The sequence below is a fragment of the Verrucosispora sp. WMMC514 genome (assembly GCF_027497295.1).
Taxonomy (GTDB): domain Bacteria; phylum Actinomycetota; class Actinomycetes; order Mycobacteriales; family Micromonosporaceae; genus Micromonospora; species Micromonospora palythoicola.
The window spans coordinates 1,388,121-1,410,317 of the sequence record NZ_CP114906.1 but is presented as its reverse complement, the minus strand read 5'-3'; the positions used below and the strand labels follow the sequence as shown (position 1 = coordinate 1,410,317).

At 71.8% G+C, this 22,197-nt stretch carries 21 protein-coding genes; 13 read left to right on the top strand and 8 right to left on the bottom strand.

The annotated features are described in order from the left end of the window. Window positions 1–86: 86 nt before the first annotated feature. From O7597_RS06410 to nudC, 5 genes are all read left to right on the top strand, one after another. A complete protein-coding gene (locus tag O7597_RS06410) occupies window positions 87–290 on the top strand; it encodes a cold-shock protein (RefSeq protein ID WP_013735772.1) in 204 nt (67 codons plus the stop codon). Window positions 291–554: 264 nt separating this feature from the next. Next, complete coding sequence (locus O7597_RS06405) at window positions 555–737, top strand: hypothetical protein (RefSeq protein ID WP_281582241.1); 183 nt, start codon at window positions 555–557, stop codon at window positions 735–737. Between the two features lie 97 nt (window positions 738–834). Beyond that, window positions 835–2,148 (top strand): pitrilysin family protein, encoded by a 1,314-nt coding sequence (locus O7597_RS06400; protein ID WP_281582240.1) that lies wholly within the window; start codon window positions 835–837, stop codon window positions 2,146–2,148. Between the two features lie 114 nt (window positions 2,149–2,262). Next, window positions 2,263–3,591 (top strand): pitrilysin family protein, encoded by a 1,329-nt coding sequence (locus tag O7597_RS06395; RefSeq protein WP_281582239.1) that lies wholly within the window; start codon window positions 2,263–2,265, stop codon window positions 3,589–3,591. Between the two features lie 103 nt (window positions 3,592–3,694). Next, window positions 3,695–4,588: an NAD(+) diphosphatase gene (nudC, locus tag O7597_RS06390; protein ID WP_281583199.1), complete on the top strand. Its 894-nt coding sequence runs from the start codon at window positions 3,695–3,697 to the stop codon at window positions 4,586–4,588. Between the two features lie 183 nt (window positions 4,589–4,771). Here the strand turns inward: nudC and O7597_RS06385 are convergent, their stop codons facing one another. The 3 genes from O7597_RS06385 to O7597_RS06375 all read right to left on the bottom strand — a co-directional run bounded on the left by O7597_RS06385 (window position 4,772) and on the right by O7597_RS06375 (window position 6,542). Continuing rightward, window positions 4,772–5,044: a hypothetical protein gene (locus O7597_RS06385; protein ID WP_269738171.1), complete on the bottom strand. Its 273-nt coding sequence runs from the start codon at window positions 5,042–5,044 to the stop codon at window positions 4,772–4,774. A 213-nt stretch (window positions 5,045–5,257) separates the two neighbouring features. Further along, window positions 5,258–5,494 carry a DUF397 domain-containing protein gene (locus tag O7597_RS06380; RefSeq protein ID WP_269738170.1) on the bottom strand — a complete coding sequence of 79 codons (237 nt, stop codon included), beginning with the start codon at window positions 5,492–5,494 and terminating at the stop codon, window positions 5,258–5,260. A 67-nt stretch (window positions 5,495–5,561) separates the two neighbouring features. Further along, on the bottom strand, window positions 5,562–6,542 hold the full coding sequence (locus O7597_RS06375; protein ID WP_269738169.1) for a helix-turn-helix transcriptional regulator: 981 nt from the start codon (window positions 6,540–6,542) through the stop codon (window positions 5,562–5,564). A 233-nt stretch (window positions 6,543–6,775) separates the two neighbouring features. On the opposite strand from O7597_RS06375, the gene O7597_RS06370 reads away from it, so the two are divergent. Then, window positions 6,776–8,197 (top strand): MFS transporter, encoded by a 1,422-nt coding sequence (locus O7597_RS06370; protein ID WP_281582238.1) that lies wholly within the window; start codon window positions 6,776–6,778, stop codon window positions 8,195–8,197. A gap of 35 nt (window positions 8,198–8,232) precedes the next feature. Here the strand turns inward: O7597_RS06370 and O7597_RS06365 are convergent, their stop codons facing one another. After that, window positions 8,233–8,475, bottom strand: coding sequence for a mycoredoxin (locus tag O7597_RS06365; RefSeq protein WP_269738167.1), 243 nt, complete (start codon window positions 8,473–8,475; stop codon window positions 8,233–8,235). 92 nt (window positions 8,476–8,567) lie between these two features. Here O7597_RS06365 and O7597_RS06360 point away from each other — a divergent pair, with 92 nt between their 5' ends. The 3 genes from O7597_RS06360 (at window position 8,568) to O7597_RS06350 (ending at window position 11,645) form a co-directional block, all read left to right on the top strand. Then, on the top strand, window positions 8,568–10,721 hold the full coding sequence (locus O7597_RS06360; protein WP_281582237.1) for an ATP-dependent DNA helicase UvrD2: 2,154 nt from the start codon (window positions 8,568–8,570) through the stop codon (window positions 10,719–10,721). Between the two features lie 139 nt (window positions 10,722–10,860). Beyond that, window positions 10,861–11,145 (top strand): hypothetical protein, encoded by a 285-nt coding sequence (locus O7597_RS06355; RefSeq protein ID WP_269738165.1) that lies wholly within the window; start codon window positions 10,861–10,863, stop codon window positions 11,143–11,145. 134 nt (window positions 11,146–11,279) lie between these two features. Next, window positions 11,280–11,645 carry a WhiB family transcriptional regulator gene (locus O7597_RS06350; RefSeq protein ID WP_099849908.1) on the top strand — a complete coding sequence of 122 codons (366 nt, stop codon included), beginning with the start codon at window positions 11,280–11,282 and terminating at the stop codon, window positions 11,643–11,645. 302 nt (window positions 11,646–11,947) lie between these two features. Here the strand turns inward: O7597_RS06350 and O7597_RS06345 are convergent, their stop codons facing one another. The 3 genes from O7597_RS06345 to O7597_RS06335 all read right to left on the bottom strand — a co-directional run bounded on the left by O7597_RS06345 (window position 11,948) and on the right by O7597_RS06335 (window position 14,754). Continuing rightward, window positions 11,948–13,276, bottom strand: a complete 1,329-nt coding sequence (locus tag O7597_RS06345; RefSeq protein ID WP_281582236.1) for an AarF/ABC1/UbiB kinase family protein — start codon at window positions 13,274–13,276, stop codon at window positions 11,948–11,950. A gap of 70 nt (window positions 13,277–13,346) precedes the next feature. Continuing rightward, window positions 13,347–14,393 (bottom strand): hypothetical protein, encoded by a 1,047-nt coding sequence (locus O7597_RS06340; RefSeq protein ID WP_269738163.1) that lies wholly within the window; start codon window positions 14,391–14,393, stop codon window positions 13,347–13,349. Between the two features lie 193 nt (window positions 14,394–14,586). Further along, window positions 14,587–14,754, bottom strand: coding sequence for a DUF5679 domain-containing protein (locus O7597_RS06335; protein ID WP_012014940.1), 168 nt, complete (start codon window positions 14,752–14,754; stop codon window positions 14,587–14,589). 533 nt (window positions 14,755–15,287) lie between these two features. Between O7597_RS06335 and O7597_RS06330 the strand changes: the two genes are divergently transcribed. Both O7597_RS06330 and O7597_RS06325 read left to right on the top strand, forming a co-directional pair. Then, window positions 15,288–15,809, top strand: coding sequence for a M48 family metallopeptidase (locus O7597_RS06330; RefSeq protein WP_281582235.1), 522 nt, complete (start codon window positions 15,288–15,290; stop codon window positions 15,807–15,809). Window positions 15,810–15,841: 32 nt separating this feature from the next. After that, window positions 15,842–16,528 (top strand): hypothetical protein, encoded by a 687-nt coding sequence (locus O7597_RS06325; RefSeq protein ID WP_281582234.1) that lies wholly within the window; start codon window positions 15,842–15,844, stop codon window positions 16,526–16,528. 29 nt (window positions 16,529–16,557) lie between these two features. Here O7597_RS06325 and O7597_RS06320 read toward each other — a convergent pair whose 3' ends face one another. Continuing rightward, window positions 16,558–17,856, bottom strand: a complete 1,299-nt coding sequence (locus O7597_RS06320) for a zinc-dependent metalloprotease (protein ID WP_281582233.1) — start codon at window positions 17,854–17,856, stop codon at window positions 16,558–16,560. Window positions 17,857–17,971: 115 nt separating this feature from the next. Here O7597_RS06320 and O7597_RS06315 point away from each other — a divergent pair, with 115 nt between their 5' ends. Continuing rightward, window positions 17,972–18,985 (top strand): PDZ domain-containing protein, encoded by a 1,014-nt coding sequence (locus O7597_RS06315; RefSeq protein ID WP_269738159.1) that lies wholly within the window; start codon window positions 17,972–17,974, stop codon window positions 18,983–18,985. Between the two features lie 101 nt (window positions 18,986–19,086). Then, complete coding sequence (locus O7597_RS06310; RefSeq protein WP_281583198.1) at window positions 19,087–22,107, top strand: UPF0182 family protein; 3,021 nt, start codon at window positions 19,087–19,089, stop codon at window positions 22,105–22,107. The last annotated feature ends 90 nt before the right edge of the window (window positions 22,108–22,197 follow it).

The window sequence follows — 22,197 nt, the reverse complement described above, 5'->3', positions numbered from 1 at the left end:
GTTCCGGGCAGGTTCGTCCGGGACATTCCTCTTTCAACTCCGCAACAGGTGCGGAGTTGACGTTCCGTCAAGGAGACGAAACAAGCATGGCTATTGGCACCGTCAAGTGGTTCAACGCTGACAAGGGCTTCGGCTTCATCACCCCGGACGGCGGCGGCGCGGACGTCTTCGCCCACTTCTCGGCGATCCAGTCCTCCGGCTACCGCAGCCTCGACGAGAACCAGCGGGTGGAGTTCGAGGTCGTGCAGGGCCAGAAGGGCCCGCAGGCGGAGAACATCCGTCCGCTCTGACCGTCGGTCACCCGGTGTCGGCCGGGTCGTCGCGGTGCTCTGCGCACCGGTGGCGGCCCGGCCGTCCGTGTTCTCCGCGCGGGTCGGTCCCGGCGCGCCCGGCGCTTCAGGTCCGCTCCGAGCCGTGCCGACCAGCGCCACAACCCTGAGTCGGTAATCAGCCTGTCGACCGTCGGGTGGGCGACTGTCTTCCTCGCCCGGCTCCGCGACCCTGGCTGCGGGGCAGGGCCGGGGGGCCCGTGATCGGCGCGGGGGAGGACGACCATGGTGGGCTCGGCGGCTCGTGAGCTGCTCCTGGTGATCGCGGTGGCGGCGGTCGGGCTGTTGCTGGCCACGGCGGTGACGTTCGCGCCCTGGCCGGCCACCCCGGGCGGGTCAGCTCCGTCCGGCCTGGTGGATCTGCACGTCCCGGCACCAACCGACCGCACCGGCAGCGCGTCCGGCTGACGGGCGGGCGCGCCAGGGGCCGCCGACCGACCTACCGCGCGTGCGCTTCCTCGCCCGCCGGCACCGGCGGGCGTGCCGAGACGTTAGGGTCGGATCCGTGCCGACCCGCAGAGCGAGAATCCCAGCGACGAGGTATCCGGTCGAACGGTTCACCCTCGACAACGGCCTACGGGTCGTCCTGACCCCCGATCGCAGCGCTCCGGTCATCGGTGTGGCGGTCGTCTACGACGTCGGCATCCGTTCCGAGCCGGAGGGACGCACCGGCTTCGCGCACCTCTTCGAGCACCTGATGTTCCAGGGCTCGGAGAACCTGGAGAAGCTGGCCCACTTCCGGTACGTGCAGGGCGCCGGCGGCACCTTCAACGGTTCCACCCACCTGGACTACACCGACTACTTCGAGACCCTGCCGAGCAACGCCCTGGAACGGGCGCTGTTCCTGGAGGCCGACCGGATGCGCGGTCCCCGGCTGACCGAGGAGAACCTGCGCAACCAGGTCGACGTGGTCAAGGAGGAGATCCGGGTCAACGTGCTCAACCGGCCGTACGGCGGGTTTCCCTGGCTGACCCTGCCGCCGGTGCTCTTCGACACCTTCCCCAACGCACACGACGGCTACGGCTCCTTCGACGATCTGGAGTCGGCCACCGTCGCCGACGCCGCCGACTTCTTCCGGCACTACTACGCCAGCGGCAACGCGGTGCTCGCGGTGAGCGGGGACATCGACACCGCCGAGGCGGTCACGCTCATCGAGCGACACTTCGGTGACGTACCGGCCCGCCCGGCACCCGACCGGCCGGACTTCGCCGAGCCGGACCTGACCGTCGAGCGGCGCACCGCGTACCCCGACAAGTTGGCCCCGCTGCCGGCGGTGGCGTCGGCGTGGCGGGTGCCCGACCCGATCGGCGACTTCGCCGCCTACCTGCCGTACGTGGTGCTGGCCGAGGTGCTCACCGACGGTGACGCGTCGCGGCTGGTGGAGCGGTTGGTGCGTCGGGAGCGCACGGTGACCAGCGTCGGCGGTTACCTGGGCTTCATGGGTGATCCGTTCGACGTACGCGACCCGACCGCGCTGCTGCTCCAGGCGCATCTGCCGCCCGGTGGCGACGTCGACAAGGTGTTGCGGACCGTGGACGAGGAACTGGACCGGCTCGCCCACGACGGGCTCGGCGACGGCGAACTGGCGCGTACCCAGGCGCGGATGGCCACCCACCTGCTCCGCGACACCGATGCGGTGCTCGGCCGGGCACTGCGGATGGCGGTGCTGGAACAGCAGCGCGGCGAGCCGGGGTTGCTCGGCGAGCTGCCCAGTCTGATCGGCGAGGTCACCGAGGAGCAGGTCCGGGCCGCCGCGGCCACCCTGCGCCCGGAGCGCCGCGCGTCCGTCGAGGTCCTCCCCGAAGGTGGTGGCCGGTGAGCGCGAGGAGTGAGCCGGGTTTGCGAGCCCCGCAGTCGCGAACGGAGGGTGGCCGGTGAGCGCGAGGAGTGAGCCGGGTTTGCGAGCCCCGCAGTCGCGAACGGAGGGTGGCCGGTGAGCGCGAGGTTGCGGCAGTTGCCGCCGTTGGGTCCGACCCGCCGGCTCAAGCTGCCCCGGCAGGCCGAGCGCACCCTCGGCAACGGACTCACCGTCATCGTGGTGCGCCGGCCGGCGGTCCCGTTGGTGGAGCTGCGGCTCTGGATGCCCTTCGGGCGGGCCCACCTGGCCCGGGGACACCTGCTCACGCAGACGCTGCTTTCCGGCACCGAGACGATGAGCAGCGTGCATATCGCCGCGGAGCTGCAGAAGATCGGCGGCGGCCTCTCCGCCGGGCTCGACCCGGATCGGCTGATGATCTCCGGCACCGGCCTGGCCACCGGGCTGGACCGGATGCTGGAGATCCTCGCCGAGGTGCTCACCGGGGCCAACTACCCGGCCGGGTGGGTGGGCGTCGAGCGGAACCGGCTCGTCGACGGCATCCAGGTCGCCCGGAGCCAGCCGGCGCACCTGGCCCGTACGGCACTGCTGCGGCGGATCTTCGACGGCCACCCGTACGCCGTGCAGACACCGGAGCCGGAGCAGGTCGCAGCCGTCCGCCCGGCGGCGTTGCGGTCGCTGCACGCCCAACGGGTGCATCCGGCGGGCGCGGTGCTCGTGCTGGTCGGCGACCTGCGCCCGGAGCGGGCGTTGGACGCGGCCGAGAAGGCCCTCGGTGGCTGGAACGGTGCCGGGCACCCGGCCGACGTGCCGCCCGCCCCGCCGCTGGAACCGGGCCCGCTGCTGCTTGTCGACCGGCCCGGATCGGTGCAGTCGTCGATGCGGGTGGCGTTGCCGGCGGTGCCGCGTACCCATCCCGACCACGCCGCCCTGCAACTGGCCAATCTGATCTTCGGCGGTTACTTCTCCTCGCGCTGGGTGGAGAACATCCGGGAGGACAAGGGCTACACCTACGGTCCGCATTCGTTGATCGAGCACGCGGTGGCCGGTTCGGTACTGGTGGCCGCCGCCGAGGTGGCCACCGAGGTGACGGCGCCGGCGTTGCTGGAGACGAGTTACGAGCTGGGTCGGCTCGCCACCGTGCCGCCCGCTCCGGACGAGCTGGAACAGGCCCGGCAGTACGCCCTCGGTACGCTCCAGCTCGGCATCTCCACCCAGGCCGGGCTGGCGTCGCTGGTCAGCGCCTACGCCGGCAACGGGCTGCGGCTGGACTTCCTGGCCGAACACGCGGCCCGGCTGGCGAAGGTGGGCGTCGACGACGTCACCGAGGCGGCCGCTCGCTATCTCGCGCCGTCCCGAGCGGTCACGGTCGTGCTCGGCGACGCCGAACGGGTCGCCGCCGCACTGGCCACGCTGGCCCAGGTCGAGACCGTCGCTGTTCCGTGACGGACGTGCGTCACGCGGTGGTCGTCGGGTGCCGGGGTCACGCGCCGTGGTGAGTGAACGCGGGGACGACAGCCCGCCGCTGGCCCGGTCCACGCTGGACCGGATGGCGCACCGGCGTACCGATCCGCAGTGGCTGGCCCGGGCCTGGGCCGGTGCGCGGGTGTTGGTGCTGGACGTGGCGGCGGGCGGGCAGGCGCTGGTCCGCACCGACACCGCCGTACCGGAGTTGGTGCTGGTGGGTGCCGACGGCCTGCCGCCGGCCCTCGCCGCCGGGGCGATGTTCCTCGGCGTCGAGCCGGACGGGACGGCGGTCTTCTGTGTCCACGGCACCCTGCCGTCGGTGCCGGAGAGCCGGCCGGCCCAGCTGCGGACCATCGGGCACCTGCTCAGCGACCGGGACGCCGGACTGTTCACCACCGCGCTGGCGTTGACCAACTGGCATCTGCGGCATCTCTACCACCCGGTGACCGGTGAGCCGACCCGGACCGACGAGGCGGGCTGGAGCCGGGTGGACCGCACCGGCGAGCGGGTTTGGCCGCGTACCGACCCGGCGATGATCGTGCTCGTGCACGACGGGGTCGGTGGCGGCGAGGGCCGGTGCCTGCTCGGCAACAACGCCACCTGGCCAAGTTCGACGGACGGACGGCGGTTCTCCTGCCTGGCGGGCTATGTGGAACCGGGGGAGTCGGCCGAGGCCGCGGTACTGCGCGAGGTCCGCGAGGAGGTCGGCGTCGAGGTCCGCGACATCGCGTACGCGGGCAGCCAGGCGTGGCCGTTCCCCGGCTCGCTGATGCTCGGCTTCCTGGCCACCGCCGACCCGGCGCACCCGCTGCGGCTCGATCCGGCCGAGATCGCCGAGGCGCGCTGGTTCTCCCGGCAGGAGATCGAGACGGCGCTCGCCGGCCGGCCGGTCGAGGTGGGCGACACCCGCCTGCTGCTGCCACCGCCCTCGTCGATCGCCCTGTTCCTGGTGCACCGCTGGCTCGACGAACGCTGATCAGCCCGGCGCGGCGCCGCTGAGGGTGGCGCCGCAGCGTTCGGCGGCGCGGGCGACGGGTGCGGCCCCGGCCCGTGACCGTCGTTGCCGCGGCGGTCACGGACCGGGGACACGGGCCGTCGTGGTCGGCTGGGTGAGGAACTCGGCGGGGGAGCCGGTCGACCACGACGGACGTGCGGTGGATCAGGTGCCGGGCCAGTCCGCGACGGCCCGGTGGTGGCGTGGGTCGTCCAGCGGCAGCACCTTGACCCGTTGCTTCCCGGAGCGGACGGCGCCCACGGTGGCGATCGCGCGGGCCAGCAGCAGTGCGGCGTCGCGGTCGTCGGCGTGGACGACCTGGCGGCGTGGCTCGGGCCTGGCGGTCTCGTCCCGCAGGCGCTGGCCGTCCGCCCAGGCGGCGGTGATGTCGGCGTCGGCGGCGGTGCGGATGTCGGTGCGAACGATCAGGAACCGCATGTGGGTCTCCGGATGTGTCGCGACGGGTGGAAGCGTGGAAGTTCCACGTCACTATGCCGCCATCGTACGCCCGGCGCTCGTCCCAGCAAGTGAAACGCGCCCATCGGTCGGCATCCCCGACCGATCATCCGATCCCTGCTCAGCGTCGGTGGGGGCAGACGACGACGGGGGCCGCCGGCTGTTCAGCCGGCGGCCCCGCGGGATGTCCGCGTGCTAGGGCTTGTCGAACTGCCCGTTACTCGCACCGGAGATGAAGCCCTGCCATCCCACCCGGCCGAACAGCAGCACCGGACCACCACGGTCCTTGCTGTCGCGTAGCGCCACTGCGGCGGGACCGATGGACAGCGGCGCGACCTCCACGCAGTTGGAGGTCTGGCTGCGGGTACTCGTGCGCCAGGGTGCGTCCGCGAGTTGGGCGAGGACGGACGGCGTGTTGCGGAACTCGTTCATCGTGCGCTCCTGAGGTGAACCGATGGACCGAGTGGCACCGCACGTCCCGACGGCGGGCCGGTGCTGGTCACCGTTCCGTCAGGCGCCCGGAGGATCTGCGGCGTTGGGTCGGCGCCGTTGCCGGACCACCCGCCACAGTGGGCGGGACCGCCGCGCTGGACAGCCGTCCCGACGTATCCATCAGCCAGGAGAGGGTGTCCGTTGCGGAAAGTGCCGCCGTGCATAGCCACTCGAACACCACTTTATAGCGATTTAGGGTGATTACCTCGGTCGACATGACGTCGGTGAAGCCACCTTCGATGGCGAGCGTCTCCGGATCGAGGGGATCGGCGAACCGATAGACCGAGAACGCGGTCGGCGGGAGGTACCACTGGCCGATCGGGGTGTCCCGGGGCAGCACGTGCAGCGTGACGTTCGGCAGCATGGCCAGCTCGCAGAGCTGCGTCAGCTGCTCCCGGAGCACCTCGGGCGGTCCGGCCCGGCGGCCGAGTGCGGACTCCTCCAGCACCGCCGTGTAGCGCGGCGGGTCGGTCTCCCGGGTGAGCGCCGACTGACGCGCCAACCGGGCCCTGATCTCGGTCTCGATCTCGTCCTCGGCCTCCGGCGCACCGGCGGCCTGGTCGACCTGCCAGGCCGAGGAGATTCGCATCCGCGCGTACCCGGTGGTCTGCAACAGCCCCGGCACCAACACCGGGTTGTACTCGGAGATCTCGGCGCAACCCGCCTCCAGCTCGGCGAAGCCGCGCTGTTGCTGGGTCATCGCCGGATACCGCTTCAGCCAACCACGCATGTCGCCGGCCTCGTGGGTGATGCCGAGCAGTTCCAGCCGGAGGGTGTCGTCGACGTGGTAGAGGTCGAGCAGATCCCGGACGTCACCCGGATCGGGTCGGCTGCGACCGTTCTCCAGTCGGGACAGTTTGGACGCGGAAGCCCAGCCGATACGTTCGATGACCTGGTCGCCGGTGAGCCCGGCGGCCTCCCGCAAGCGGCGCAGTTCGCCGCCGAGCCGGCGGCGGCGCAGGATCGGGCTGGGTACGGCAGGAGGCACAGTGTCCTCTTTTCCGTCGACCGCCGCGGAGGCGACGGTAACCGTATGAAATTCGCCCCCCACGGTCAGTATGGACGTCGCGACTGGCGCCGGCGGCACCGGCGGCGGGCGTGTCATCGGAAATACGCAGACCCGACAGCGACTCCGGTCGGCGCGACAGAGCGTCGCCGGCTCCGCCGAACCCGCCCCGCCGAACCCGCCCGCCGCACCCGAGTCGCGCCACCGGAGGATCAATGCGCACCGTCCTGAGTCGCCCGGACTTCCGTCTGCTCTTCGGTGGACTGTTGGCCAGCATGACCGCGGAGTCGATCCTGCTGCTCGCGCTCGCCGTCTGGGTGAAGGACCTGACCGGATCGGACGGCCTCGCCGGTGCCACGATCTTCGTCATCCTCGCGCCACGCATGCTGGCACCGCTGGTCGGGTGGTTCGTCGACAGGTATCCGCGGCGCCCCTGCTTCGTGGTCACGAACCTCGCGACGGCGCTGCTGCTCACCCCCCTGCTCGCGGTCCGCGGCGCGGCGGATCTGTGGCTCATCTACGCGGTGGCCGCGGCGTACGGGTTGTCGAACCTGACCGTCGGGGCGGTGCTCAGCCGCCTGGTACGGGAACTGGTGCCACCGGACCTGCTCGGCGAGGCGAACGGGGCGTTGCAGACAGCCCGGCAGGGGCTGCGGTTGATCGGCCCGCTCGCCGGCGCCGGCCTCTACGTGGCACTCGGTGGCTGGCCGTTGGCCGTGGTCGGCATGGCCGGGTTCCTCGTCGCCGCCGTGGTGGTCGGCGCGCCCGGGACGACCACCCGGCCGGGCACGTCACCCGCGCCGCACCCCGGGCCCGGGCTGTCACCCGTGCCGGGCACGTCGGCCGGTTCGGACACGCCGGCCGGCCTGCCGGCGGACGGCGTCGGGCACCGACCACGCTGGGCGGCGGAACTTCTCGCCGGGCTCCGCCACCTGGTGGACGAGCCGGCGTTGCGGCGTGCGCTGCTCGGATACGGGCTCGGCTCGCTGGTGATGGGCTTCACCGAGTCGCTGATCTTCGCGTACGTGGACCGGGGGCTCGGTCGGGAACCGGCGTTCGTCGGCGTGCTCTTCACCGTGCAGGGCATCGGTGGCCTGATAGGTGGGCTGCTCTCCGCCACCGTCCTGCGGCGGGTCGGTGAGCTGGGTGCGCTGGCCGTCGGTGTGGCGCTGTTCGGACCCGCCGCGCTGCTGCTGGCGTACCCGAACTTGTGGCTCGGTCTCGCCGCGGTGCTGATGGCGGGTCTGTCGCTGCCGCTGGCCCTGGTCGGGCTGCACACCCTGATCCAGCGGCGGACCCCACCGGAACTGCTCGGGCGGGTGGCCGCCGCCGCAGAGGCGGCGGTCAGGTGCCCGCAGGCGTTCTCGATCGGCCTGGGTGCGCTGGTCGTCGCCCTGCTCGACTACCGGCTGGTGTTCGCGTCGGTCGGCCTGGCGACCCTGCTCGCCGGCAACTACCTCTGGCGTGGTCGCCACCTGAGCCCACCACCGGGACCGCCGGCCGGACCGCGGGTGCCCGCTCAACGCCGAGCACCCGAGCAGCGGCAGGGCGAGGTCGATGCCCGCACCCGGACTCCGACCCGCTCCGGCGCAGTTGACCATGATGGTGTTGCCCGGGTCAGGGCAACACCATCATGATCGACGCGGCACGAGCGCGCTCGGCGCGGGCGTGGTCAGGCGGCGATGCTCGCCAGGTGCTGCTTGACCTGGTTGATCGACGGGTTGGTCAGCGCGCTGCCGTCGGCGAAACGTAGCGTGGGCACCGTCTGGTTGCCGCCGTTGACCTTCATCACGAACGTCGCAGCCGCCGGATCCTGCTCGATGTCGACCACCTGGTAGGCGATCCCCTCCCGGTCGAGCTGCGACTTCAGCCGGTGGCAGTAGCCGCACCAGGGAGTGGAATACATCGTCAGCATGGTCAGATCCTCCAACGTCGCGCCCGGTGGCTTGCCGATCAAGCACAGGCTATCCGCTGCAACGTTCGGGGAAGCTGCGACAATTCCCCGCTGTGGTGGTTAACTCCGCGTCCGTTCGCGTGCTCGCCGGGCTCGATCCGGAGCAGCGCGCGGCGGTGACCGCCCCGGCCGGCCCGGTCTGCGTGCTCGCCGGCGCGGGCACCGGCAAGACCCGGGCCGTCACGTCCCGGATCGCGTACCGGGCGCTGACCGGTGAGATCTCGGCTCGACACGTGCTCGCGGTCACCTTCACCGCCCGGGCCGCCGCGGAGCTGCGTCAGCGGCTCGCCGTGGCCGGCGTGGCCGGCGTACAGGCACGTACCTTCCACGCGGCGGCGCTGCGCCAGGTGCGCTACTTCGCGCCCCGACTGCTCGACGGTCGGGCCATGCCCGAGTTGCTGGACAGCAAGGTGCGGCTGGTCACCCTCGCCGCGGCGCGAGCCGGGCTACGGGCCGACCGCACGGCCGCCCGTGACCTCGCCGGTGAGATCGAGTGGGCCAAGTCCTCCCTCGTCGAGCCGGGCGACTACGTGGTGGCCGCGGCCAAGGCGTTGCGGGAGACCTCGTACGAACCGGCGAAGGTGGCGGAGGTGTTCGCCGCGTACGAGCGGCTCAAGCGGACCGGCGGAGTGATCGACTTCGAGGACGTGCTGCGCGCCGCGGTCTGGGGGATCGAGGAGCATCCGGACGTCGCCGAGCAGGTCCGCAACCAGTACCGACACCTGGTCGTCGACGAGTACCAGGACGTCAACCCGCTGCAGCAGCGGCTGCTGGACGCCTGGCTCGGCGGACGCGACGACCTGACCGTGGTCGGCGACGCCTCCCAGACCATCTACTCGTTCACCGGGGCGACCTCGGCGTACCTGGTCGACTTCCCGCGTCGGCACCGCACGGCCACCGTGATCCGGCTGGTCCGCGACTACCGGTCGACGCCGCAGGTGGTCGGGCTCGCCAACGCGGTCATCTCGCAGGCCCGGGGCACCGAGGCGCGGCTACGCCTGGAACTGGTCGGGCAGCGCCCGGCCGGTCCGGAGCCGGAGCGGCGGATCTTCACCGACGAACCGGCGGAGGCCGCCGCGGTCGCCGCCCGCTGTCGGGCGTTGATCGACTCCGGCACCCCGGCCCGCGAGGTCGCCGTGCTGTTCCGCACCAACGCGCAGTCCGAGGCGTACGAGAAGGCGCTGGCCGAGGCCGGCGTGCCGTACCAGGTCCAGGGGGCGGAGCGGTTCTTCGAACGCGCCGAGGTGTGCCAGGCGATGGTCGCGCTGCGTGCGGCGACCCGGTCCCTGCCGGGTGAGACCCCGCTGCGGGCGGCGGTGGTCGAGGCACTTGCCGGCGTCGGATGGGCACCCGACGCGCCGCCGCCGGGCGGCGCCGCGCGCGAGCGGTGGGAGGCGCTGGCCGCGCTGGTGCAACTGGCCGAGGACTACGCGGCCACGCCGGAGATCCTGCCGCTCGGCGTGGCCGCCACGGTGGAGCGTCCGGTCACCCTCACCGACTTCACCGAGGAGCTGGCCCGGCGCGCGGCCCAGCAGCACGTGCCGACGGTGGACGGGGTGACGCTGGCCTCCCTGCACGCCGCCAAGGGGCTGGAGTGGGACGCCGTCTTCCTGGTCGGCCTGGCCGAGGGCACGCTGCCCACCACGTACGCCCGCACCACCGAGCAGGTCGAGGAGGAACGCCGACTGCTGTACGTCGGTATCACCCGGGCCCGGCACTGGCTCTGGCTGTCGTACGCCTCGGCGCGCTCGCCGGGCGGCCGGCCCCGGCGGCCGTGCCGTTTCCTGCCACAACTGTCGCCCACCTCGCCGACCGAGCGGGCCGCCGGGGGACGGACGGCGCGCACCCCGCAGCGGCGGGCCGCGACCCGGATCGTGTCCTGCCGGATCTGCGGCACCACCCTGCTCGCCGGGCCGGACCGCAAGTTGGGCCGATGCGCCACCTGCCCCTCCGACATCGACGACGAACTGCACGAACGGCTGCGCGAGTGGCGGTCCCGGGTGGCCGGCACGCAGAAGGTGCCCGCGTACGTGGTCTTCACCGACGCGACGCTCGTGGCCCTGGCCGAGCGGCGGCCGGGACGGGCGGAGGAGCTGGTCGCGATAGCCGGGATAGGTCCGCGCAAGCTGGGCCTGTACGGGGAGGCGGTGCTGGCGTTGGTGGGTGGCGCAACTGTCGACGAGATCTGCCCACAGAAAACTTTCTGAATCTGGCCGTTAATTCGTTTGCCCTCGCCCCACCGGCCGGCATAGCCTCAGGGCACACCTCGGAAGGGGGCCCTGTTCGGGCTGCTCACGGGGTCTGTGTCCGGGTCGACCACGAGTGAACGTCAAGGAGGTGGCACCGATGGAGAGCTACATCTACCAGCGTCCGACGGCGCTGCCCGTTGCCGTCGCTCCGCTGTCGGCTGCCCCGACGACCGCCGCTGTGCTGGCGGGCGTCCGGGCCACCACCGTCGCCGCGCGACCGTGGGCTCCGCAGGTGCACCGGGCCGAGATTCAGGCCGAGCTGATCCTCGCACCGGTCACGCACGGGCTCCAGGGGAGCAGTGGCTTCACGGGCAAGGGCGTCGATGGCGTCAACAAGCGGATGGACGTCCGCGGTGTTCCACCTCGAGGTAGACCGGTCTGACCACAGACCACCGGCTCACCTCGAGGCCGCGGAACCCGCACACCGGGATCCGCGGCCTCAGTTTTTTTTTGCACCGCCGAAGTACGTCGGAACAGCGATCCACGAGATCGCAGTGAGAGAGAGGTGACCGGGCGATGAGTCTGGCGTTGGCCCCACTCGACGTGAGCGTCGAGGTGGAGGCGAACCTGCCCTGCCGGAAGTTCGACCCCGACCTGTGGTTCTCCGACTCGCCCACCGAGCTGGAACTGGCCAAGTCGCTCTGCGGGGACTGCCCGCTGCGCGTCGAGTGCCTGGCCGGCGCGGTCGAGCGGGCCGAGCCGTGGGGCGTCTGGGGCGGCGAGATCTTCGAGCGTGGCGCGGTCGTTCCGCGCAAGCGGCCCCGTGGCCGCCCGCGCAAGGAGGACCTCGCCCGTGACGCCGAGCTGCGGGTCGAGGCCGAGGCGCGACTGGCGGCCAATGGTCTCGCCGCGTCGCGCAGCGCTGTCCGGCTGGCTGCCTGACATGTTCCCGATCCGGACCAACCCCGCCGGTGTCGCACCGGCCGAGCGAAAGCTGACCACCATGCTGCACCTTCCGAACGGAGCCGAGATGTACCTACTCCACGAAGCGTTGTCGAGGGCTCGAATGCTCCGGCCTCAGGCCGGTCGCACCACCACGAGCACTGAGGCAACCCGATCCGCCCGTACCATCGCCATGACCGGCCGTGCCCGGTCGGCCCGCGAGCTGGGCGTTCTGTAGGACGAACACCGCAAACGGCGGGCGGGGACCGATGTGGTCCCCGCCCGCCGTCGTCGTGTCCGGGTCAGCCGACCGGGGCGAATCCCGGCAACCAGCGCTCCAGGATGCCCCGGTAGGGCGCCTTGGCCTCCAGTTGGCACAGCACCCCGATCGACCCGAGCGTCACCCGGTGGATGAGCAGGTAGGACGGCGGCAGGTTGAGCTGCCGGCTGAACTGGTACGCCGGGGAGCGCGGGCTGGCCAGCCGGGTGGCTTCGGCCCGCAGCCAGGCCCGGGTGAACCGGAACTCGTCGGCGGCGATCGGCTCCAGCATCGGCCGTAGGAACTCCAGCAGCGCGTGGGCGTCGATCGGCTCCGCGCCACTGACGAAGCCCTCGGCCCGCAATCCGGCCTCCACCTCGTCGGCGTCACCGCGCAGGGCCAGCCCGGCGATGCGCCCGATCGGTTCCGGCGTACCGTCCGGCATCCGCGCCACCGCCCCGAAGTCGATCACGCCGAGTCGGCCGTCGGGCAGCAGGCGGAAGTTTCCCGGATGTGGGTCGGCGTGCAGCAGCCCGGTCCGCGCCGGCGCGGAGAGGTGCAGGGTGGCCATCAACCGACCCGCTTCGTCGCGCTGCTCCTCGGTGCCGGACCGGATGATGTCGGCCAACGGGGTGCCCGTAATCCACTCGGTGACCAGGACCCGAGGCGAGGCGTGGAACACCTCCGGCACGTAGATCTCCGGATCGTCGGCGTATCCGGCGGCGAAGGCTCGCTGTGACTCCGCCTCCAACTCGTAGTCCAGCTCCTCGGTGATCCGCTCCCGCAGCTCGACCAGGAGGGGCTTGATGTCCAGCCCGGGCTGGATGGCCCGGAACATGCCCCCCAGCCGGGAGAGCTGCTTGAGGTCGGCGAGGAGGGCGTCGCCCGCGCCGGGATACTGGATCTTCACGGCGACGTTCCGGCCGGTGCCGTCCGGCAGCCGCCACACCGCCCGGTGCACCTGCCCGATGCTCGCCGCGGCGGCCGGGGAGTCGTCGAAGCTCACGAACCGGTCCCGCCACGCCGGTCCCAGCTGCTCGGCCAACACCTTGTGCACGCTGGCGGCAGGCAGCGGCGGCGCGGCCTCCTGAAGTTTGGTGAGCGCCTGCCGGTAGGGCGCGGCGATCTCCTCCGGAAGGGCGGCCTCGAACACCGACAGCGCCTGACCGAACTTCATCGCCCCACCCTTGAGCTGGCCGAGGACGCTGAACAACTGCTCGGCCGTGCGTTGCTGGATCTCGGCGGAGATCACGTCGGAGGCGAGCCCGGTGACGCGCTTTCCCATGCCGAGGACGGTCCGGCCGGCGAAGCCGAGCGGCAGAGCGGCGAGCTTGGCGGTGCGGGACACGGCCCGGCGCGGGATGTCGGTCACTTGCTCATTGTTACCGACCAGGCCGGCCCGCTGCTGCCGTCAGCCGTACCCGCGCCACCTGTGCACCCGCTCACCCGCCACACCGGCAGCGCGGGTGCGGCGGCCAGTAGCGTCGCCGGAGGGTGCCCGGGGCCACCACCTCGACCGACCCGCCGAGGGTTTCCGGGGTACCGCCGTCGAGCTGGCTCAGTGCCTCGCCGACGGCGTACCCGGTCGCGGCCAGCACGAGACTCACGGCGCAGGCCGCGGCGGGCGGGCTGCTGGCGAGTTGGGCCGCGAGCGCCGGCCAGCCGGGATCCCGGTCGGCCCGGTGCAGGTCGCGACAACGCAGGCAGGGACCGACCGGCGGACGGACCAGCGGGCCGACCGTCGGAACCCCCTCGTGGACGTCCACCAGCAGGTGCGGTTGTCGCCGTTGGGCATGGCCCGCGGCCAGCAGCGCGGCCGGCCGGTCGGAGCCGAGTTGCACCACCAGGTCAGGACGGGGTCGCCGCAGGGGGCCGGTGCCGGTGCCCGGGGCGGCCCGCTGGATCGCTGCCCGGGTCGCGGCGTCGAGCGGACGCCCGATCTCGGTGGCGACGATCCCGGTGCCGACGAGGTCGAGCGGGCGGACCGCTCCGGGCAGGTCGGGGTGGACGTGACCGACGCCCGCCTGGGCCAGCGCGACCGCGATGGCGGGACCGAGCGGACCGCCGCCGGTGATCGTCACTCGGGCCGCCAAGCGGCGTCGGAGCAGCTGAGCGGGGGTGCCCGGAAGTCGGGCGGTCGCCATCGCCAGCGCGCTGGCCTCGGCGGCGAGCCGGGTCCGTCGAGGTCCGGTGAGATCCCGGGGCAGGAGGGTGTGCGCCGGCACCACCAGACCGGCGGTGCGCAGGGCGTCGAGCAGGGCGCGGGCGTGGTCCGGTCGGACGTCCGTCCCGGCCAGCACCTGCCGCTCGCTGCGGGTGCCGTCGAGCAGGTCGAGTAGCCGGACCGCCCGGGGGTCGGCCACCTCGATCAGGACCGCCCGCTCTCGGCCGAGGCCGAGCTGGAGGGTGTGCCGGTCGCGCCAGAGACGGGCGAGTCCCGGTAGTAGACAGGGACGGGGCGACGGCGGACGTTCGGCGGTTCGCGTCATGGACACGAATAGTGACCGCTTCCGCGCGTTCCGTCGATCGTTGTCCACAGGTGGCTGGACCCAGATCCTGGGTTGTCCACAGGATTCGGCGAGTTATCCACAGCCAGCGAGTGGTGCTGTCGGTGGGCCGACAGTCACCGTGCATGCGGACGGGGGGTGGCCACCGGCCACCCCCCGTCCCGGTACGTGTTCGTCAGACCTTCGCCTTGCCCAGGATGCGGTTCACTGTTGTGCCACATACCGGACACTTGCCCTTGGCCATGTTCATGCCGGTCTTCGAGACCTCGACACGGCCCTCGAAGTCCCGCTTCTCCTTGCACTTGACGCAGTAACCGTTGTAGGTCTGGGCCTGGTCGGCCACGGTGTGCCCTCCTCGTGTCGTCCACCGGTCGATAACGACCCGGTGGGTCTCCGGTGGCGGTCGCTCAGGGCGTCCGGCGCCGGTCCTGTCCGGCGGCCACCTACGTGACCGCTGGTTGGCGGACCCTACCCAGGTGTGGGCGGTTCCATGTCAGCTGCGCATTGCCACTGTGAGCAAGGCGACGTCGAGAGTGTGCACGTCGAATTGGGTTAGATCGGTCAGTTTGCCGGGGACACGCCGACCGGTACCCCGCAATTGCGCTGGTGGTGCCGCCGAGCCGGGTGCGCGGCCCTGATTTGGGCTTCCCGACGATGATCACTTACCGTGTTGGTCGGTCCGGGTGTGACACCTCCCGGGCCACCACGAAGGGTGACCGTGACGGCCACCCCGGGTTTGGCAAGAAATTTTTCTGGACTCCTGGCGACCAATCCCCATTTTCCGGACGCGTGTCGGGGGGTTGACTCTTGCGGACCCCTGGTCACAACGCATTAGCTTGCCAACGTGACAGCAAACCGAGGCTGCGCGGTCCACTGATGGCTGGGCCGCGGAAGCCGGTCGTCGAGGTACGGCGCAGCCAGCGCCGGCGACGCACGGTGTCCGCCTACCGCGACGGGGAGCGGGTCGTGGTCCTCATTCCCGATCAGTTCTCCCGGGCCGAGGAAAGCGAATGGGTCGACCGGATGCTCGCCCGGCTGGCGGCCCGCGAGGGGCGCCTGGTCCGCTCCGACGCGGAACTGCTGGGCCGCGCCGGCCGGTTGATCAAGCTCTATCTCACCGAGTACGGCGACCAGGCGCTGCCGGCCAGCGTCCGGTGGGTGAGCAACCAGAACGGGCGGTGGGGCTCCTGCACCCCGGCGGACCGCTCGATCCGGTTGTCCCACCGCCTCCAGGAGATGCCGGACTGGGTGATCGACTACGTGCTGCTGCACGAGCTGGTGCACCTCATCGTGTCCAGTCACAACGCACAGTTCTGGGCGCTGGTCGGCAGGTACCCGAAGACCGAACGGGCGCGTGGCTACCTGGAGGGCGTGGCGGCCGTCGCCGGCACCCCCTGAGTACCGAGGTGCCGCAGCGGTAGGGTCGGTGAATGGCCCGACGTGTGGTGGTGGCGCTGCTCGCGCCGATCGCCTGGGCACCACCCGGTGTCGACCCGGTGCGGTGGCGCAGCGCGCTCGCCGAGGACGTGGTGGATCTGCTCGCCATGCTCAACGAGGTGGACACCGCGGTGGCGGTCACGCCAGCCGACCGCTGGCTGGCCGACGCGGTGATCTGGCCCGGCACGAGGGTGTACGAGGTGCCCGAGCCGAGCCCGAACGCGGTATTCGCCGCCCTGACCGGCGCCCACGGCCCAGACGGCACGGACCTGTCGCCCGGCGCCGGGCCGGCGGGCGAACCCACCCCGGCGACGGACGACCGCTACGAGCAGGTGGCGGTCGTCGCCGGGGACGCACCCGACCTGCCCGGACTCACCGTCGGCAAGCTGCTTCGACCGCTGACCAGCCGGCCGGTCGCCGTCGCCCCGGCCGAGGGCGGCCTCCCCGGGCTGCTCGGGGTGGCGGCCCGGCTACCGGTGCCGTCCTGGTTGCCGCCGCTGGACCTGGACGCCACGGTGCCGGCGGCGGTGCGGGCGGCGGCCCCCCGCCCGGGCGACCTCGCGGTGACCCCTTCCTGGCACCGGCTGCGCGGCCCGGCCGACCTGGCCCGGCTCGATCCGGCACTGAGCGGGTGGGAGCACACCCGGTCGCTGCTGTCCGGTGCCGGCCACAGCGGCTGACACCGGCGCACCGTTCCCGCGACCGCCGATCAGCTGCGGCCCTCGCCGCCCTCGGCGTCGTCGGGGCGCTCCGTCTCGCCCGGGGCCTTCTCCTCCGGACCACCCGGCGCGGAGAAGTCGAAGTTCTCCAACTCGGTCATCAGATCGGTGTCGGCCATGGCGAAGGCCACCGGGTCGGCGAAGTCGTCGTCGGAGGGAAGCAGGTCGGGGTGTCCCCACAGCGCGTCCCGGCCGGCGATTCCCCGGTGCTCGGTGAGCGCCGCCCAGAGCGCCGCGGCCTCGCGCAGCCGACGGGGCCGCAGCTCCAACCCGACCAGGGCCGCGAAGGTCTGCTCGGCCGGCCCGCCGGCCGCCCGGCGGCGGCGAAACGCCTCGCCCAGCGCCACGACGTTCGGCAGCCGCCCGGCGGCCGCGCCGTCGACCACGTGGCAGACCCAGCCCTCCACCAGGGCGAGGGCCGTCTCCAGCCGGGCCAGCGACGCCTTCTGGGTCGGGCTGTCCTCCGGTGTGAAGATGCCCTCCAGGGCGATCGCCTGCATCGACTCCGGATCGGTCGGGTCGACCCGACCCATCGCCTCCTCGATCGCCTCGCGATTCACCCGGATGCCGGCGGCGTACGTCTCGACGGCGTTGAGGACGTGCCCCCGCAGCCACGGGACGTGCTCGAAGAGCCGCTGGTGCGCCGCCTCCCGCAGGGCCACGTAGAGGCGGACCTCGTCCTCGGGCAGCTCCAGTCCCTCGCCGTACGCCTTGATGTTGGCGGGGATGAGCGCGGCCGTGCCGGCCGGGCCGAGCGGCAGGCCGATGTCGCCGGCGGAGAGCACCTCCGCGGCGAGCGACCCGAGGGCCTGACCGAGCTGACCGCCGAAGAGCGCGCCGCCGAGCGTGGCGACCATCGACTGCATCGGGCCGAGCTGGGCCCGGGCCTCCGGCGGAACCAGGTCACCCATCGCGCCGACCATCCGGCTGGCCACCGGGTCGCACAGCTTGCGCCAGACGTCGAGCGTTTTGAAGATCCACTCGTTGCGGTTCCAGGACACCGTGTTCCGGATGCCCGAGGGCAGCGCGGAGGCCGGCTCCAGCCAGAGGTCGGCGATGCGCAGCGCCTCCTCCACCGCGTGGCGCTCGTAGGGGGAGACCGCCGGGTCGCCCGCCGCGGCGAGCTGACTGGCCGCCACCTGACGGGCCAGGTCCCAGTTGACCGGCCCGCTGCCCGACGCGGAGAGCAGGTGCTGCAACTGCGACATGAACTGCTGCATCTGCGCAGGGTCGTTGGGGTCGGGCGGCTGCCCACCCGGTAGCGCGAAACCGAACGGAATATCAGGCACGACGTCTACGGTACGCGCGCCCGGCCCCGGGTCGCCGCCACCGCGGTTGCGCTGAGGGCGAAGTCGTGCCTCGTGCCGGCCGGACGCCGCGAGCGGGATCGGTACGCTCTGCCGCATGAGACGTCGCGGCCTGACCGTCCTGCTCGGTGCCCTGCTCACCGCACTGCTCAGCATCGGGGTGCTCGGCGCGCCCGTGCCGTACGTGGTGCTCGGTCCCGGCCCGACCGTCGACACACTGGGCCAGGCCGACGGCAAGGAGGTCATCCAGGTCACCGGCCGGGAGACCTCGACCTCCGCCGGCCAGCTGCGGCTGACGACGGTGGGGGTGCAGCCCGGCGTCAAGCTCCGCTCGGCCATCCAGGGCTGGCTCTCCGACGAACAGGCCGTGGTGCCGCGGGAACTGGTCTACCCGCCGGGGGAGACCCAGGAAGAGGTGGAACAGCGCAACGCCGAGGACTTCCAGGTCTCGCAGACCAGCGCGGAGACCGCCGCGCTGCGGGAACTCGGGTACGAGGTGCAGGTCGTGGTCAAGACGGTCGCCGCCGACGGGCCGTCGGCCGGGGTGCTGCGCCCCGGTGACGTGGTCACCTCGGTCGACGGTGAACCGGTGCCGTTCGCCTCCCGGCTGACCGACCTGATCCGGGCCAAGCCGGCGGGCACGGCGCTGCGGATCGGGTACACCCGGGACGGCGCCGCGCGGACCGACACCATCACCAGTCAGGAGCAGGACGGTCGGCCCCGGATCGGCGTCGAGATCGAGCAGCAGCAGCCGCACCCGTTCACCCTCTCCTTCGATCTGAAGGACATCGGTGGCCCGAGCGCGGGGTTGATGTTCGCCCTGGGCATCATCGACAAGCTGACCCCGGACGACCTGACCGGCGGTCGGATCATCGCCGGCACCGGCACCATCGACGACGCCGGGCAGGTCGGCCCGATCGGCGGGATCCCGCAGAAACTGGTCGGCGCGAAGCAGGCCGGCGCGACCACGTTCCTGGTGCCGGCGGCCAACTGCGCCGAGGCGGTGCGTAACCGGCAGCCGGACCTGCCGTTGGTCAAGGTGGGCTCGCTCGACGAGGCGTTGGACGCGCTGGAGACGCTGCGTTCCGGGGGCGAGCCGACGTACTGCTGATCCGCGCGGCATGACCTTGCGCTCACGCTTTCAGGAACACCCCGTACTCTGGGTGCCTGGTCGGAGCCGATCATAACGAGCGTGCGGAGCCAACAGTGGTCATGCGTAGCAGCAGCCCCCTGCCGAGGATGAGCCGACGCGGACGCGTCACGATCGGGGTCCTGATCGGGGTGTTCGTGCTGTTCACCCTGCTCGGCTGGGGAGTGCAGGCCTGGACGGACTGGCTCTGGTTCTCCGAGGTCGACTACACCGAGGTCTTCCGGGGTGTGCTGGTCACCCGGCTGCTGCTCTTCCTGGGCGCGGGTCTGGCGATGGCGGCGATCGTCGGCGGCAACCTCTGGCTCGCGCAACGGTTGCGTCCACGGATGCGGCCCCACTCGCCGGAGCAGGCCACCCTGGAGCGGTACCGGATGCTGCTCGGTCCCCGTCTGGGCCTGTGGATCACGGCGGTCGCCGCCGTCGTCGGCCTCTTCGCCGGCCTGTCGGCGCAGAGCCGCTGGAACCAGTGGCTGCTCTTCCTGCACGGCGGCGACTTCGGCGTGGACGATCCTGAGTTCGGCGTCGACGTCGGTTTCTACGTCTTCCAGTTGCCGTTCTGGCGGTTCCTGCTGGGGCTCGGCTTCACCGCGGTGGTCCTGGCGCTGCTCGGCGCGCTGGCCGTGCACTACCTGTTCGGCGGGGTACGCCTGCAGGGCGTCGGCGACCGGATGAGCAACGCCGCCCGGGCTCACCTGAGCACGCTGGTCGCGGTCTTCGTCCTGCTCAAGGCCGTCGCGTACGTGCTGGACCGGCGGGCGATGCTGTTGGAGTACAACGACGGCGTGAACGTCTACGGCGCCGGCTACGCCGACATCAACGCCCTGCTGCCGGCCAAGGAGATCCTCGCCTACATCTCCGTGGTGGTGGCGATCGCGATCATCATCTTCTCCAACGCCTGGATGCGGAACCTGGTCTGGCCGGGCATCTCGTTGGCCCTGCTCGGCGTCTCCGCGGTGGCGATCGGCGGCATCTACCCGTGGGCGGTGCAGACCTTCGAGGTCAAGCCCAGCGCCCGGGACAAGGAGGCGCCGTACATCCAGCGCAGCATCGACGCCACGCGCGCGTCGTTCGGGCTGGACATCACTCAGAGTTCGGCGTACTCGGCGAGCAACCTGAACCCACCGGAGAGCCTGGCCACCGACACGTCGGTGGTGCCGAACGTCCGACTGCTGGACCCGCAGCTGGTGAGCGAGACCTACACCCAGCTCCAGCAGGTCCGTGGCTTCTACGACTTCGGCCCCAAGCTCGACATCGACAGGTACACGCTCAACGGCGCGACCCAGGACTACGTGGTCGGCGTACGTGAGATCAACTACGGCGAGCTGACCGATCAGCAGAGCAACTGGATCAACCGGCACACCGTCTACACCCACGGCTACGGGGTGGTGGCCGCGCCCGCGAACCGGGTGGTCTGTGGTGGGCAGCCGTTCTTCGTCTCCGGTTCGCTCGGCGAGCGGTCGCAGGAGTCCTGCGCGGCGCCGACCGACCTGATCCCGGCGAGCCAGCCCCGGATCTACTACGGCGAGCGGATGGCGGCCGGTGACTACGCCATCGTCGGCAAGCCGAGCGAGGACGCCAACCCGGCCGAGTTCGACCGCCCGGCCGGCGAGGGCGGCGACGACGGTGCGGGGCCCGAGTCGTACTACACCTACACCGGGTCCGGCGGCGTCGAGATCGGCTCGTTCACCCGGCGCCTGCTCTACTCGATCAAGGAGCAGGAGGCGAACTTCCTGCTCTCCGAGGCGGTCAACGACAACTCCAAGCTGCTCTACGTGCGTAACCCCCGGGACCGGGTGGAGAAGGTCGCGCCGTTCCTCACCCTGGACGGTGACCCGTACCCCGCCCTGGTCGACGGCCGGGTGCAGTGGATCGTCGACGGTTACACCACCGCCGCGACCTACCCGTACGCGGAGCGGGTCAACCTCCAGCAGGAGACCACCGACGAGCTGACCGGGCGGGGCACCATCCAGCTGGCCCGGGAGAACGTCAACTACATCCGCAACTCGGTCAAGGCGACCGTCGACGCGTACGACGGCACCGTCGTCCTCTACGAGTTCGACGAGAACGACCCGGTGCTCAAGGCGTGGAACAAGGCGTTCGGCGGGGATCTCATCACGCCCCGCGCCGAGATCCCACCGACGCTGGCCGCCCACTTCCGGTACCCGGCCGACCTGTTCAAGGTGCAGCGGAACCTGCTCACCCGGTTCCACGTCACCAACCCCGGCGACTTCTACTCCGGCCAGGACTTCTGGCAGGTGCCGAACGTGCCGGACGCGCCGGACAGCGGGCAGAAGCAGCCGCCGTACTACCTCTACACGCAGTTCCCCGGTCAGGACGCGCCGCGGTTCCAGCTGACCAGCGCGGTCACCCCCAACGGACGGCAGAACCTGGCCGCGTTGATCTCCGGGTCGTACCAGGACGGCAGGCCCACGTTGCAGGTGCTGGAGCTGCCGGACCAGACGGCGATCTCCGGACCGGTGCAGGTGCACCAGCGGATGACCAACACCAACGCCACCATCCGGCAGCAACTGAACCTGCTCTCCTCCAACCAGGCCCAGGTGCAGTACGGCAACCTGCTGTCGCTGCCCTTCGGCAACGGGATGCTCTACGTCGAGCCGGTCTACGTCAAGAGCAACCAGCAGGACGCGTACCCGCTGCTGCAGAAGGTGCTGATGTCGTACGGCGACGGTGGTTCCTACGTCGTGCTGGCCGACAACGTCGCCGACGGCATCAAGCAGCTCGTCGAGCAGGGCAAGCAGGCCGCGGCCGGTAACCCGCCGCCGGCCGGAGGTGAGGAGCCGCCGCCCGAGGGCGAGGAGCCGTCGCCGTCGCCGTCGGCCACCCCGTCGCCGGGCGACGCTCCGCCGCTCACCGGCGAACTCGGTGCGGCCGCCGAGCGGGTACGGGCCGCGATCATCGAGGTGCGGGCCGCGCAGGCTTCCGGCGACTTCGAGCGGTACGGTCGTGCGCTGGCGGCGCTGGACGAGGCGCTCACCGCGTTCCAGCAGGCACAGCAGGCGTCGGGCGGCAACGGCACGCCGAGCCCGCCGGCCCCGTCCGGTAGTCCCTCGCCCACCGGCTGACCGACAGACGCGATGCGGCCCGCGACCCGGCGTTCCTAGCTTGGGGTCGCGGGCCGCACCGTGTCCCTGGGGCGACCCGCCCGAACGCCG